Source organism: Microbulbifer regidiadema (SeqCode) (assembly GCF_052467605.1).
Genome location: NZ_CP174316.1, coordinates 4,566,416 through 4,578,520 on the forward strand (window position 1 = coordinate 4,566,416; position 12,105 = coordinate 4,578,520).

General features: G+C 43.2%; 13 protein-coding genes and 2 pseudogenes. 9 read left to right on the forward strand and 6 right to left on the reverse strand.

Features of this window, described 5'->3' with window-relative positions; genetic code table 11:
* Window positions 1–12: 12 nt before the first annotated feature.
* Window positions 13–720, reverse strand: a complete 708-nt coding sequence (locus ACJJIF_RS20620) for a L,D-transpeptidase (protein WP_444930136.1) — start codon at window positions 718–720, stop codon at window positions 13–15.
* Between the two features lie 1,026 nt (window positions 721–1,746).
* Between ACJJIF_RS20620 and ACJJIF_RS20625 the strand changes: the two are divergent.
* A pseudogene (locus ACJJIF_RS20625) lies at window positions 1,747–2,696 on the forward strand (IS5 family transposase).
* Here the strand turns inward: ACJJIF_RS20625 and ACJJIF_RS20630 are convergent.
* Window positions 2,693–3,313, reverse strand: coding sequence for an IS3 family transposase (locus tag ACJJIF_RS20630; RefSeq protein WP_444932390.1), 621 nt, complete (start codon window positions 3,311–3,313; stop codon window positions 2,693–2,695). The pseudogene ACJJIF_RS20625 and the gene ACJJIF_RS20630 overlap by 4 nt on opposite strands.
* A 91-nt stretch (window positions 3,314–3,404) precedes the next feature.
* Here ACJJIF_RS20630 and ACJJIF_RS20635 point away from each other — a divergent pair, with 91 nt between their 5' ends.
* The 4 genes and pseudogenes from ACJJIF_RS20635 to ACJJIF_RS20650 all read left to right on the forward strand — a co-directional run bounded on the left by ACJJIF_RS20635 (window position 3,405) and on the right by ACJJIF_RS20650 (window position 6,024).
* Complete coding sequence (locus ACJJIF_RS20635; protein ID WP_444932391.1) at window positions 3,405–4,520, forward strand: IS30 family transposase; 1,116 nt, start codon at window positions 3,405–3,407, stop codon at window positions 4,518–4,520.
* A 24-nt stretch (window positions 4,521–4,544) separates the two neighbouring features.
* A pseudogene (locus tag ACJJIF_RS20640) lies at window positions 4,545–5,096 on the forward strand (IS3 family transposase); the annotation flags it as partial.
* Between the two features lie 102 nt (window positions 5,097–5,198).
* Window positions 5,199–5,399 (forward strand): IS3 family transposase, encoded by a 201-nt coding sequence (locus ACJJIF_RS20645; RefSeq protein WP_444930137.1) that lies wholly within the window; start codon window positions 5,199–5,201, stop codon window positions 5,397–5,399.
* Between the two features lie 70 nt (window positions 5,400–5,469).
* Window positions 5,470–6,024: a DUF4274 domain-containing protein gene (locus ACJJIF_RS20650; RefSeq protein WP_444930138.1), complete on the forward strand. Its 555-nt coding sequence runs from the start codon at window positions 5,470–5,472 to the stop codon at window positions 6,022–6,024.
* A 265-nt stretch (window positions 6,025–6,289) separates the two neighbouring features.
* Here the strand turns inward: ACJJIF_RS20650 and ACJJIF_RS20655 are convergent, their stop codons facing one another.
* The 3 genes from ACJJIF_RS20655 to ACJJIF_RS20665 are packed head-to-tail and all read right to left on the reverse strand — an operon-like array spanning window position 6,290 to window position 7,978.
* Window positions 6,290–7,336: an IS91 family transposase gene (locus tag ACJJIF_RS20655; RefSeq protein ID WP_444930139.1), complete on the reverse strand. Its 1,047-nt coding sequence runs from the start codon at window positions 7,334–7,336 to the stop codon at window positions 6,290–6,292.
* A gap of 15 nt (window positions 7,337–7,351) precedes the next feature.
* A complete protein-coding gene (locus tag ACJJIF_RS20660) occupies window positions 7,352–7,723 on the reverse strand; it encodes a tyrosine-type recombinase/integrase (protein WP_444932392.1) in 372 nt (123 codons plus the stop codon).
* A 48-nt stretch (window positions 7,724–7,771) separates the two neighbouring features.
* On the reverse strand, window positions 7,772–7,978 hold the full coding sequence (locus ACJJIF_RS20665; protein WP_444930140.1) for a phage integrase N-terminal SAM-like domain-containing protein: 207 nt from the start codon (window positions 7,976–7,978) through the stop codon (window positions 7,772–7,774).
* Window positions 7,979–8,216: 238 nt separating this feature from the next.
* Here ACJJIF_RS20665 and ACJJIF_RS20670 point away from each other — a divergent pair, with 238 nt between their 5' ends.
* Together ACJJIF_RS20670 and ACJJIF_RS20675 are read left to right on the forward strand one after the other, a co-directional pair.
* A complete protein-coding gene (locus ACJJIF_RS20670; RefSeq protein ID WP_444930141.1) occupies window positions 8,217–8,828 on the forward strand; it encodes a hypothetical protein in 612 nt (203 codons plus the stop codon).
* A 571-nt stretch (window positions 8,829–9,399) separates the two neighbouring features.
* Entirely contained in the window at window positions 9,400–9,702 is a 303-nt protein-coding gene (locus ACJJIF_RS20675) for a helix-turn-helix domain-containing protein (RefSeq protein WP_444930142.1), read from the forward strand.
* A 34-nt stretch (window positions 9,703–9,736) separates the two neighbouring features.
* Here ACJJIF_RS20675 and ACJJIF_RS20680 read toward each other — a convergent pair whose 3' ends face one another.
* Window positions 9,737–10,834 (reverse strand): IS630 family transposase, encoded by a 1,098-nt coding sequence (locus tag ACJJIF_RS20680; RefSeq protein WP_444930143.1) that lies wholly within the window; start codon window positions 10,832–10,834, stop codon window positions 9,737–9,739.
* Between the two features lie 87 nt (window positions 10,835–10,921).
* On the opposite strand from ACJJIF_RS20680, the gene ACJJIF_RS20685 reads away from it, so the two are divergent.
* Together ACJJIF_RS20685 and ACJJIF_RS20690 are read left to right on the forward strand one after the other, a co-directional pair.
* A complete protein-coding gene (locus ACJJIF_RS20685) occupies window positions 10,922–11,245 on the forward strand; it encodes a hypothetical protein (RefSeq protein WP_444930144.1) in 324 nt (107 codons plus the stop codon).
* Window positions 11,246–11,710: 465 nt separating this feature from the next.
* The gene (locus tag ACJJIF_RS20690) at window positions 11,711–12,100 is read left to right on the forward strand and encodes a carboxymuconolactone decarboxylase family protein (protein ID WP_444930145.1); all 390 of its coding nucleotides are present in this window, start codon (window positions 11,711–11,713) and stop codon (window positions 12,098–12,100) included.
* The last annotated feature ends 5 nt before the right edge of the window (window positions 12,101–12,105 follow it).

Genomic DNA, 12,105 nt, shown 5'->3' on the forward strand with positions numbered 1-12,105 from the left:
AAACCCTAACTCCTAAGCCATATCAATAAATACTGGAGTATTCATGGGTGACCAACTAAATAATTTCTTGGCATCATCTTCACTTAGGCGAACACAACCATGAGATCCTAATGAATCAGCACCAAAGAATTTTAAAAAGGAGGTAACACTTACAGCATTTGATTGATGAATAGCTTTACCATCTTTTGTAAAAAACATCGCATAATCCATTTGTGCATCATACTTACGGCTTCTGTATTCTTTATGCTTTCTGTATATATAGTGTAAAGAGGGCTTTATTGCCGTAGGGTGCCCTTTATCACCAGAGGCACAATGAAATTCATATATTTTATTTTTTCCATTGTAAGCGTAAAGATTTTGATGATCTAAATCTACGATAATATGTTTTCCTGTAAGTCTTACCCCGCCAAGGTATAAAATAGTAGAGCCAGCTGGATCAACTGCCCCATCAACCTTTTTGCTTCCCTGTATGCTGGCTTGAAAGTCTGAAATACACTGAGTTAACTCCCGAATAATATTTGAGGAGAAGGGGTTTGGGATTTTTAATCCATGAAGTTTTTCTTGGTAGTAGGGATCTTTTTTTCTATTTTCTAATAATGAAATGATACTCCTTATGTCTGCACTACTGTTAACTCCTCCTTTACCAACTCTGTTGAAAATATAGTTAGTTGTTCCTATAGTATATTTCTTTTTCGGTATTGCACGGTTACCTTGTGACATCTTACTTCATCCTTGTATGAGTTATAAAATAATCGAATTTATACTAACAATAACGTGGAATAATTACAGCTAGTAACAGAGCTTATAACGTCAAGCTCACCCACAGAGGCGCGATAGCGCCGGAGCCGAGTGCAGCGTTTTGTTGGCACCGATCAGAAGCTTTGTAAAGGGCGGCGGACAACTTTCTTGAAAGCCTTTGCTGTATCGGGATAATTAACATGTATGTAATCAATTCTCCATATATCTTCATGTTTATATTTGATATTTAGCACTACCGGCTGCTCGTTATCATCAAAGCCATCGACGGTTAAACACCCAGGCTTTCCAGATACATTTTGGTAGTATCCTGTTTAGTTGCTGATATATCTGCTCAAAACAATAAGCTCACCACTGATTAATGGATGATTAAAGTTCATATTGTGGAGTATACTGTCAGTAACATACATGGGGGGCCTTTTGTTTAACATTTTATGCAGTTACTACAGCATTATATGCTTTGTAATCCACATACAAATTGATATTGCTATCTGTAATTGCGCAAGCTGCTATAAAAAATACGAATAGATACGTAAATGGTATTTTTCTCATGATCAGTATCCCATGATTCTGAGTAACTCACGATCATAGACCTCATGAGGCCCTTTCAGAGCTCTGACAGCTTGGCTACAGTGATTTTTAATTCAGCTCTTTGACTCACAATCGAAATCCCTTTTTGGCTCATGATCTGTTTGAATACAAGGCTTAGCATCTAACCCCATGTAGCATCAGATTTCAATCTACACCGCATTACAGCTTGGCTACAGTGATTTTTAATTCAGCTCTTTGACTCGCAATCGAAACCCCTTTTTGGCTCATGATCTGTTTGAATACAAGGCTTAGCATCTAACCCCATGTAGCATCAGATTTCAATCTACACCGCATTACAGCTTGGAAGTATCAGAAGTGTGCTAAGGAATCTCTGAATAAGTTCCTGCCGAAATGACGTAAAATATCAGTAAACAATAATAAGTAAAAATAACACAAACCATGCACCAGGTCAGCTTTGCCGAAACTGAATACCGGAACAAACGTGCAAAACTCGTAAAGATAAGTTTCTTGAGCAAATTGATAACCTGATTCCATGGGCGCACCTTGAGAGTAAGGTAGAACCCTTCTATCCAAGACTAGGGCGAGGCAGGTGACCTTATCCAATGAGGGTTATGACGAGCATTCACTGCACACAAATTTTTCACAACCTCAGCGGCCCGGCTATGGAAGACCCTCTTTCTGAGATAGAGGCTATACCTAATTTTGCCGGCCTGACGCTTACAAAGCCCATCCCTAATGAAACTACTATTCTAAATTTCCGTCACCTACTTGAGAAACACCAACTCGGACGTCGATTCTATGAAGAGTTTAACAGTCATCTCAAAGGAATTGGTGTCCTACTAAAAGAAGGTAGTATCGTAGATGTTAAGAATATCAATGCACCCAACTCTATTAAAAATTGCGAGAAAGCTCGTGATCCAGAAATGCATCAAACTAAAAAAGGCGGGCAGTGGTATTTTAGCATGAAGATGTGTGTTGGCATCGATGATGTGACCGGAATAGAGCACAGTGTTGATACGACAGCAGCAAATGCTCATGATATTACAACTGTAGAGCGAGCCCTACATGGAGATGAAAAAAGAGCCTTGGGTGATTCTGGCTATATTGGCGTGGAGAAACGTGAAGGGCTGAAGGAACGAGAGTTAGACTGGCACATAGCAATGAAGCCAAGCATATCGAAAAATCTTCCTGGGCGCACTGAACTGCGCAAAGCTGAAAAAATCAAGGCGCAGACTCGAACTAAGGTCGAGCACCCCTTCCGTTATATTAAATGTATTTTCGGATATAATATAACTCATTATCTAGGGTTAGTAAAAAATACTAAACAGCTGTGCCTGTTAGCAGGGCTTGTCAACTTATTGATAGGGAGGAAATATCTAGCTGTCTAGGGGCAGTGCGCCCGAAATCTGCATATTGCGGGTTTCAGGTATGAAAATTCAGGGCCGCTACGTTCAAAACGTGTCAATTCATCGGTCATCTGGGAATCGAATGCCCAACCTACAATACGTCGAGAGTACAGATCCATAACTACCGCGAGGTACAACCACCGCTCCAGAACCCAAATATACGTAATGTCACTTGTCCAGCGGCAATTTGGTCGATCCACATCAAAGCAACGCTTAAGTAAATTGGCGGAGACATTAATGCTCCCCTCTACGGGCTGGCTATATCGAAAGCCTTTGCCGTTTTTCGCTTTAATATGCTCCTGATGCATAAGCTTAGCGACGTAGTTCCGTGAGCATGGCTCACCTAACTCTCGAAGCTCGTAAGCGATTCTAGGCGCTCCATAACGGCCTTTAAAAGCAGTAAACGTCTCTCGGATATTCTCGATTGTTCGTATCTTTCTAATCATGCGTTGAGCTGTCAACCGCCCTCGCCATCGATAATAACCCGATCTTGAGACTTCTAAACGCCGACACATCAAGTTAACCGGGAATGACCCTACATGCTCTTGTATCAATGCGTACTTTACTCTTGGTGGTTCGCAAAGTACGCAGCTGTAGATTCAATTGATCAGTGCAACACCCCTGTAGGAATATGGCCTATCGGGGGATCATTGAATGAAGCGCATATTTACAGCAGAATAAAAAGAGTGGATTTTCAACGCTTGGAAAAAGGGCATTGGCTTTAGTGAAACTGCCAATGCCATAGATTCTAAGCCAGGAACCATTTTTACTGTTTTGAGAGATACTGGCGGAATTAAACCAATACCCAGAAAGCCATCTCCTCAACACCTCACATTAGCCGAACGCGAGGAAATACGTGCAGGTCTTTCTGCAAAACAAAGTATTCGAGCAATCGCTCGCTCCTTGAATCGGAATCCATCCACAATCTCGCGTGAGATTCAGAGAAATCGGGGGCGACGATACTATAAAGCTGTAGATGCAAACAACCGTGCAAAACGGATGGCAAGGCGCCCCAAGCCGTATTTGCTTGAGCAAAACCCGAGGCTAAAGAAGCTTGTTTTGGAAAAATTAGAGTTGAAGTGGTCTCCAGAGCAAATATCGGGTTGGTTATGGAAGACATATCAGGCTGATGAATCAATGCAGATATCAGCAGAGAATATCTATAAAACACTGTACTTCCGTGAGCGTTCAGCACTTCATCATAAGCTAGTAAAGCATTTGCGTCGATCTCACAGTCTTCGTCACAGCAAACAACATTCACGTAAAGGCGAGCGCGGTACTATCAACATCGTCAACGGTACATCGATAAGGGAGCGTCCTCAGGAGATACAAGAACGATGTGTTTTAGGTCATTGGGAGGGTGACTTAGTGTCAGGTTCAAACAACACTCATATCGCCACGCTTGTGGATCGAAAATCGAGGTATACGATCATTCTTAAATTGAAAGGGAAAGATGCGACTTCTGTGAACCAGGCGCTTGTTGCTAGGTTTAAAAAACTGCCAAAAGAGCTTCTCCAATCACTGACATGGGACCGAGGAATGGAGCTGGCGAAGCACGCTGAATTTACGGAAAAGACAGGTGTTCCTGTCTTCTTCTGCGATCCTCAGAGCCCTTGGCAAAGGGGAACGAATGAAAATACCAACAGCTTAATCCGTCAGTACTTTCCAAAAAAGACATGCTTGGCGCAGCATACTCAGAGGAAACTAAATCAAGTTGCTAACGAGCTTAATAGCAGGCCAAGAAAAACACTGAACTTTGCGACACCAAAGCAGGTTATTAAACAGGGTGTTGCCTTGACAGGTTGAACCTACAGCTGCGTACTTTGCGAACCACCTAGAGTAAAGTACGCATTGATACAAGAGCATGTAGGGTCATTCCCGGTTAGCTTGATGTGTCGGTGTTTAGAAGTCTCAAGATCGGGTTATTATCGATGGCGGGGGCGATTGCCATCTGCTCGCACGATTAGAAAGATACGAACAATCGAGAAAATCCGAGAGACGTTTGTTGAGTTTAAAGGTCGTTATGGCGCGCTTAGAATTGCTTGCGAGCTTCAAGAGTTAGGTGAGCCATGCTCGCGGAACTACGTCGCTAAGCTTATGCAACAGGAGCATATTAAAGCGAGAAACGGCAAAGGCTTTCGATATAGTCAGCCCGTAGAGGGGAGCATTAACGTCTCCGCCAACTTACTTAAGCGTTGCTTTGATGTGGATCAACCAAATTGCCGCTGGACCAGTGACATTACGTATATCTGGGTTCTGGAGCGGTGGCTATACCTCGCGGTAGTTATGGATCTGTACTCTCGACGTATTGTAGGTTGGGCATTTGACTCGCAGATGACCGATGAATTGACACGTCGAGCATTGAAAATGGCCCTAGAGTGACGACCAATAAAACCTGGACTAATAGTTCACTCTGACAGGGATGTGCAATATCTATCGCAGAAATACCGGGATCTCTTGTCCGAAAGCAAGTGCAAGTAAAGTATGAGTCGCCAGGCTAACTGTTGGGATAATGCGGCAATGGAATTATTCTTTATCAGGCTAAAAGTCGAGCTGGTCTATGCCGGAACATTCGAAAGCGAAGGGCAAGCAAAATCTGAGGTGTTTGAATACATTGAGATTTTCTACAATAGGGTTCGTAGGCACTCTGCATTGGGCTATGTAAGTCCAGCAGAGTATGAGTGAAAATACGCATAGTTAGAGTGTCTACTTTTTGTGGGCAAGACCAACGCCAACGTCTAGTTTGGAGGAATAAATGGCAAAAAGGTTAACTAAAGAGCAGAAAAAACGCGCATCTATATGTTTTGAATGTGGTTTTATTCCTAGTAAGGAAGCTTGGAATAATATTTGTTTAAAGCACGGTAAAGATTATGAAGCCGTGAGGTATATGGCTGATCAATTTAATATTTCTGACGATGAAATAGTCACTATCGCATGCTTGCAGAGTAAAGAGGAGTTGCATGTGGTTGCTGATCACTATACTTGGGATGATGAAGGGGTAGAAAGCATTTATGCGATTTTAAACCACCCATATTGTGATGCTGGTACTGCATTACTTCTTTTTTGGAAAGGAAGTGGCTATAGCGCATTATCTCCAAATCCAGGCTTTGCAACCCAAGTTGAAATAGAATTTTTCAAAGAAGTGTATGATAGATTTGTGAGCAAGAAATTTAATACATACGATATCGCTTTCGATGCTTACCATGAAATGTATGTGCCATCTTTAGAAGAATATTTAAAAAACAACTACGTCATACCTGCTGAATTTTTATGTCCTTATAGTAAGATGTATGTTCAAGATTGTTTGTAATGTGATTTGAGTATAACGAATAAGGATAGATCGCGCGTAGTCGCGATCTTATCCAGTTGTTGGACAAGCCCGTAGCGCCCGACTCGCTCTTTATAAGAAAATATCTTTTTGAGAGTGTGGAATGTTTTGGAGTTTCTTATCGTTCAATTTTTTAAAGACGATCGCCAGCCTTGGCTTCTCTGGTGCCAATGGATGTAGTGTTTTCTACTGAACTCTTATTCCCTCCTTGTTGGTAAGTGGCAATATTTTACTAAGAGATTGCTCATCAGTCCGAGAGCCAGCCCGGGCTAAAGACTTGCACAAACTGCATGGGGGCACTGCACTTAGGGCAACACATTGACGGTCGACTTCTTGGTTTGAGCGTTTCAAGAATAACTTTGAGGGTCAGCTGTACAAGCTGCAATAATCGTTTGGCATTACTATGCGGAAAGCCGTAATCACGTACTCGCCGAAAGCCCTTCGGGAGTACATGCTGTAGTAGCAGCCACAAAAAATCAGCGCCTGGCAGTGTCCGGATTTTACTTTCCCCTCTTTTACTTTCAATATAGCGGAAGGTTACCTTTCCGTTTTTGTTATTCAGTATTTGCTTCTCACTAATCACTCCACGGTAGAGGTATTTGGATAGATACTTAAGTGCGGATTGCCCGCTACCAGCAGACTGACACTGTACAATCCACTTCTCTGGTGAGTGGGGGATCTGCAACCCCGCTGCTTGCAAGGCTTCAAGCATTCGGGCACGAAAGACTTTAGCGAGGGCGACACCATTGAACAAATATTTGCCTTTGGAGTTTCTCCATTGACGTTTAACCCGATTTACTGCTCCCCCGGAAACGATAATATGGCAATGCAGGTGATAGTCCAGCCGCCGGGTGTGAGTATGAAGAACACTTGTTAATCCGATTTCTCCATTGAGCTTTTTGTCATTGAGAGAAAAGCTCTTTAACGTTTGTGCAGAGGTGGTCATTAATTGTGAATAAACAACTTTTTGATGGTGCAAGGCTAATGCCCGCAGCTCTGCTGGCAGGGTAAAAGTCACCATAAAGTATTCTACCGGTAGTAGCTTGCGGCTCTGTCGATCTAACCACTGACTGGCCTCATGGTTCTGACATTGGGGGCAATTGCGATGTCCGCAGGAGCGTGGATTCAGTAGAGAGTAAGAGCAGGCCCCGCACTGCCACAGTACTTCACCAGCCATATTGGTACGGCAGTGACGAATAGCCGCTATGGCTCGGCGCTGCTCAGGTAGTAGACGGGCACCATACTTTTGCAGTAGAGCACTTTCATAATGTTCGATCACGGAGGCAAGGCGCATTACAGCCTCCTCAGGTTAACAGATAGGCTGCTCATTGTTGTCCTGGTCCGATGTGCCCGTGACATATCGCCGGAAATGCAAGGAAATAGCAAGCGAGCGTAGAGTGCAGCAGGTCAGATTTGGAAGTGGGACACCGCGACCCTTATGACCTTTACCTCGGTGGATATGTACTTGCTTGCGCCCTGCATCAATATCCCCAACTTCAAGAGCCAGTGTTTCACTTAATCGCAAGCCCATGGAATAAGTTGTGAGAATAAAAACACGATAGCGCAGTTTACGTGCCGCCCCGATAAGTTGCGTAATCTCCTGTGGTGTGAGAATATCGGGTAACGACTGAATTTTGGGTGCTTTGACGATATTCAGCCACTGCCACTTGCGCTTGAGGATATGCTTCCAGAAGAACTGTAGGCCATTGCGATCAACCTTAACGGTACTTCAAGAGTGGGAGTCCACCAGCTCAGAAAAATATTGTTCGAGTTTATCGGTTGAGATTTTATCGGGGCAGGCATTAAAATGCCCAGACAAGCGCCGCACAGCTCGCGCGTAAGCGTCAATAGTTCTCTCGCTGAGCCCTTGCAGTTTTAGGGTGCGTAGATGGCGCTGATAAAGGCTGTTGAAACGGCGCTGCTCTTTAGGTGTCATGATAAGCTCCTTTAATCTTCAGTCCGAATTGGACTGAAAAGAGCTTAGCTTGTGAGGCGTTTATTCTGCCGCGAAGCGGCTTCGTTCAACAAGGTAATGAAATCGGATTTATTTTAATCGCTTCAAATTTGTGCTCAAATAGCACAAATTCAAAACAATCAAAATAAGCCATTTATCACGGCGTTAAGCCCACATAGTGCTAATGTATACACCTCACTACATGGATTCACACTGCTATATGGCTCACACACCGTATATGCCTCTCTCAAGATTGAGAGGTGGTGAGTCGTTTCTCTCGTTTAAACTATCGGAAATTACTCCCTATGAAAAATTTATTGAGTATTTCCCAGGTATTAAATGCGAGCCATTAGAGTTTTTATATCAAACCCATAGAACAATATGCGCAATGGATAGGTATCTTTATGAGGACCTGGTTCGTCATTGCTGGAGATCGATAAGCTGGGCAGCATGGATTGCTCTAGTAACACCTTATCCTGAAAAGTACATGCTTAAATTTCTTAAGCGAGTGGAGGGAGAAAGTTCAGAACAATGGAGTGTTAAGGCAGCAATTATGAGGCTCCGGAAAAAGAATCAAGGCAATGATATTTTATTTGCCAAGGCAGGAGAATTTGAAGGATATCTAGCTCGCTTACCGTTTAACAGAATACCTTTGCGGCAAACAAATATAGAAGCACAAATAAAGCATTACAATAAGATCCGAACTAAACTGAGGGAAATTTACAATAAGGAAGGTACGAATGCTGCAATTTCATACCTTCGTTGTCGTGAGCCAAATGAACTAGAGCTAAGCTATCAACAATGGTTGTCAAAAATAGGCTTAACAAATTAATCAACGATCGCCTGCGGCTGGGCAGACAACCCTTCGGTTTGTCTGCCCGTTATTAAGGCGTGTGTGCCAGACATGGGATTTAACTAGAGAGATGAAAGTCCTCTTACCAGGTATTCGTGGAGCCGAAGGCTAGCGAAAGGGCAAGGTTAATATCGTGAGGTATTGGCTGGAGGAAGCCCAGCGCAAATTCATGGGTGATGTACAAGAACTGGATATGAGGTGTGACGTAGGCGGAGCCAGTGGGCACGTGACCATGAAGCTCTCTATCTACAATTGGTCTGCGTTTTATAAATCCAGCATCTACGTGAAGAAAATTAAATGTCTTACTCTGGGAGCTCTATAAGTTGTTAACGGAATAACTGAAAACTGAGAGATCGGTTTTGACCGACCAGTAGAAGTCAGTAGAAGGCATAGTAGGTAGAGTTCGTGCTACTGAAGGCCTGAACAATTCAGGGCAGTACCATTAACACAGAGTTTGATGACTGCATCTGACAGGCAACCTAGTGTGGTATAACGAACAATATATTCAAATATAATTAGTAGTCCAGCTGCTGCTTTTGGTATACAGACAATGCCCGCCCCCGTAACAATATCCCTCACAGATGAGGAGCGTAAAGATTTTCAACGCCTCTGTCGCAGTGGTAAGACACCAGCGAGAATCAAAGAGCGTCTGTCAATTATATTGCTTGCCGATGAAGATTTGTCGAATGAAGAAATTGCTGAACGCTTACCCTTTAGTGTCCATAAAATTGCTCGATGGCAAAACCGGTTCGCAGAATCTGGTTTTAAAGGCGATGATACGCACTATTTTTTGGTTGCTGTTGAAGAAATGACCATTACTAAACTTATTAGCAAGCTCCAGATGTTTGGGTAACGAATGGCTGCTATCGATTCACTAGTGCGCTGTATTAAATAGATTGCTGATTTGAGAGTGCTTGGCGTGCACGCTCCACTTTCAATAAAATTTCCTCAGCAGATTTCGTCCACACAAAAGCTTTCTTGGCTTCATTATGTGTTTCAATAAATTTCACGATAGCCGTTTCCAACTCCTTGACTGAGGTGAATACCCCTCGGCGCAACTGCTTCTCTGTGAGTAATCCAAAAAATCTTTCCACCAGATTTAGCCAGGATGAACTGGTCGGAATAAAATGAAGATGAACTCGTTTGTTTCTCTTGAGCCAGCGCTTTACATTTTCATGCTTGTGAGTCGCGTAATTATCGACGATAAGATGAAGATCCTGTTCTTTGGGTGTTTGCTTTTCTACGGTCTTTAAAAAGCCTAAGAACTCCTGATGACGATGGCGCTTTCTACACTCACCTATGACCTCATCAGTCAGCGTATTAAGGGCGGCAAAAAGAGTGCTTGTCCCGTGACGTTTATAATCATGGGTCATGGTGCCACACCGCCCCGGTTTCATGGGTAGTCCAGGCTGTGTCCGATCCAGGGCCTGAATCGAGCTTTTTTCATCCACACAAAAGACAACAGCATTTTCTGGCGGTGACATATACAAGCCAACAACATCGTGTAATTTTTCTTCAAAAGCAGGATCGTTACTCACCTTGAACTTTTCGGTTAGATGAGGCTTAAGGCCCACTTCCTGCCATACCCTGCTGACAAAAGAGTGGTTAATTCCTAAGACTTTCGCCATGCCTCGCGTTGTCCAGTGTGTCCCATCCTTTGGCTTACTTCCTGTCGTCATCTTGATAATTTTCGAGCGGAGTTTTGCCTGCTCTTCTGAATTCTTACCGCCATGATTAGCCCCCCTGGGCAAATCCTTCTCTATACCTGCCAGACGCTTTTCTGCAAAACGATTGCGCCATCGGCCCACCGTATTGACATCAATGCTTAACTTTTTCGCAATTTGGTAGTTGGGAACCTGCTTGGCAGCGAGCAAAATAATCTTTGACCGCTCAGCCAATCTCACCGATATTTTTCGACTTTTTATATTCTTTTCTAACTGCTTTTTTTCTTCCGGTGATAAATTGATTTCAACTTGAGCTGGCATGGTCTTCACTTAATCGCTAAATTAAGCTCACATTATATATCAGCAATCTATTTAATACACTACACTAGCATTAGAGACTTTTAACGCATGATGAACTTTAACGAATACAATCAACCAGCAAAAACTTTAGTGCTGTATTACGCCGAGTTATTAGATTGCAATATCGCAAAATCTATAGTTTCAGGCGGCTCAAATTTAAGCAGTAAGAAAGAGGCCAAAGATTTAGCCTATTTCTTTTGGGAGATGACCGATCAAGTTGTTGATGATGAAAGTGAAGACAAAGTTATTCATGGAGTCTCTGACTTACAAGCCTGGCTTGAAAAATCACTATATATATTTACCGGCTACTTTAAAAAACAAGGCTATGAGCGCGAGTGGTCAGAAAGTTATGACAAATACCATGATGAATAACTCCGTAATCACTTTAAAAGCCTAACAAGTGGCGGCAACCTGAAACCCAAAGCCCCGTTTGTTTTTGGGGTCATTACGCTGCCGCTTCATTTAATCCAAAAACAACTACGCTTCGGGCGCAGCTACGCTAGGCGTTATTGTGGCGGTCAATTTTTAGGTGGCTCGTAGTTTCTGCAAACACCAATCTCTACCTGAGCACACTTCCACAAGCTGGCACTATGGTTCCGTTTGGGTGCCCTCGTTTTAAGTTAATAAGCCCTACAAGCCAGTTGAATCATTGTGGAGTCCCAATCAGATAGTTAACTGGCGGAGAAAGTATGGTATTTTCCCTGTAAATTTATCGGGCAAGAACAGCCATACAAGGCCAAGCAGGCTCATCCAGCCCTTCGGAGCTGGACTGGGCAGCCTATGTGGTGCACTTTGCGCGCAAACACTTCGGATGCCCCTTCAAAGGACACAAAATTTATGAATGATAAAACAGAGGTTAGTAATACCCTTTCTCGGGGAAGGGCGTTGGTAGAAGAAGTAAATCCTGGAATGGAAGAGGTACTAGAACAAAGGTATGGAAAGTACGTACCTGGCATCGGGGAATCTGTGGTTGATTTCGCTTATGGACAGCAGTATTCAAGGCCAGGGCTAGATCTAAAATCACGCTATATCGCTACCATTGCTGCACTTACGGCAATAGGCGGCCAAACGTCACCGCAACTAAAAGTTAATATCCAAGGGGCATTGAAAGCAGGCTTAACTAAAGAAGAAATCGGCGAGATTATCTGGCAGATGTCGCTGTACGGAGGGTTTCCATCATCTATAAATGCCCTTAATACAGCACTGGAAGTTTTTGAAGAAAGTTAACGGGG

What these genes read in the sequence shown, in the direction of transcription:
- ACJJIF_RS20620 (WP_444930136.1), bottom strand. Translation starts at nt 720, where the DNA reads ATGTCACAAGGTAACCGTGCAATACCGAAAAAGAAATATACTATAGGA.
- ACJJIF_RS20645 (WP_444930137.1), top strand. Translation starts at nt 5,199, where the DNA reads ATGAGTCGCCAGGCTAACTGTTGGGATAATGCGGCAATGGAATTATTC.
- ACJJIF_RS20650 (WP_444930138.1), top strand. Translation starts at nt 5,470, where the DNA reads ATGGCAAAAAGGTTAACTAAAGAGCAGAAAAAACGCGCATCTATATGT.
- ACJJIF_RS20655 (WP_444930139.1), bottom strand. Translation starts at nt 7,336, where the DNA reads ATGCGCCTTGCCTCCGTGATCGAACATTATGAAAGTGCTCTACTGCAA.
- ACJJIF_RS20665 (WP_444930140.1), bottom strand. Translation starts at nt 7,978, where the DNA reads ATGACACCTAAAGAGCAGCGCCGTTTCAACAGCCTTTATCAGCGCCAT.
- ACJJIF_RS20670 (WP_444930141.1), top strand. Translation starts at nt 8,217, where the DNA reads ATGGCTCACACACCGTATATGCCTCTCTCAAGATTGAGAGGTGGTGAG.
- ACJJIF_RS20675 (WP_444930142.1), top strand. Translation starts at nt 9,400, where the DNA reads ATGCCCGCCCCCGTAACAATATCCCTCACAGATGAGGAGCGTAAAGAT.
- ACJJIF_RS20680 (WP_444930143.1), bottom strand. Translation starts at nt 10,834, where the DNA reads ATGCCAGCTCAAGTTGAAATCAATTTATCACCGGAAGAAAAAAAGCAG.
- ACJJIF_RS20685 (WP_444930144.1), top strand. Translation starts at nt 10,922, where the DNA reads ATGATGAACTTTAACGAATACAATCAACCAGCAAAAACTTTAGTGCTG.
- ACJJIF_RS20690 (WP_444930145.1), top strand. Translation starts at nt 11,711, where the DNA reads ATGAATGATAAAACAGAGGTTAGTAATACCCTTTCTCGGGGAAGGGCG.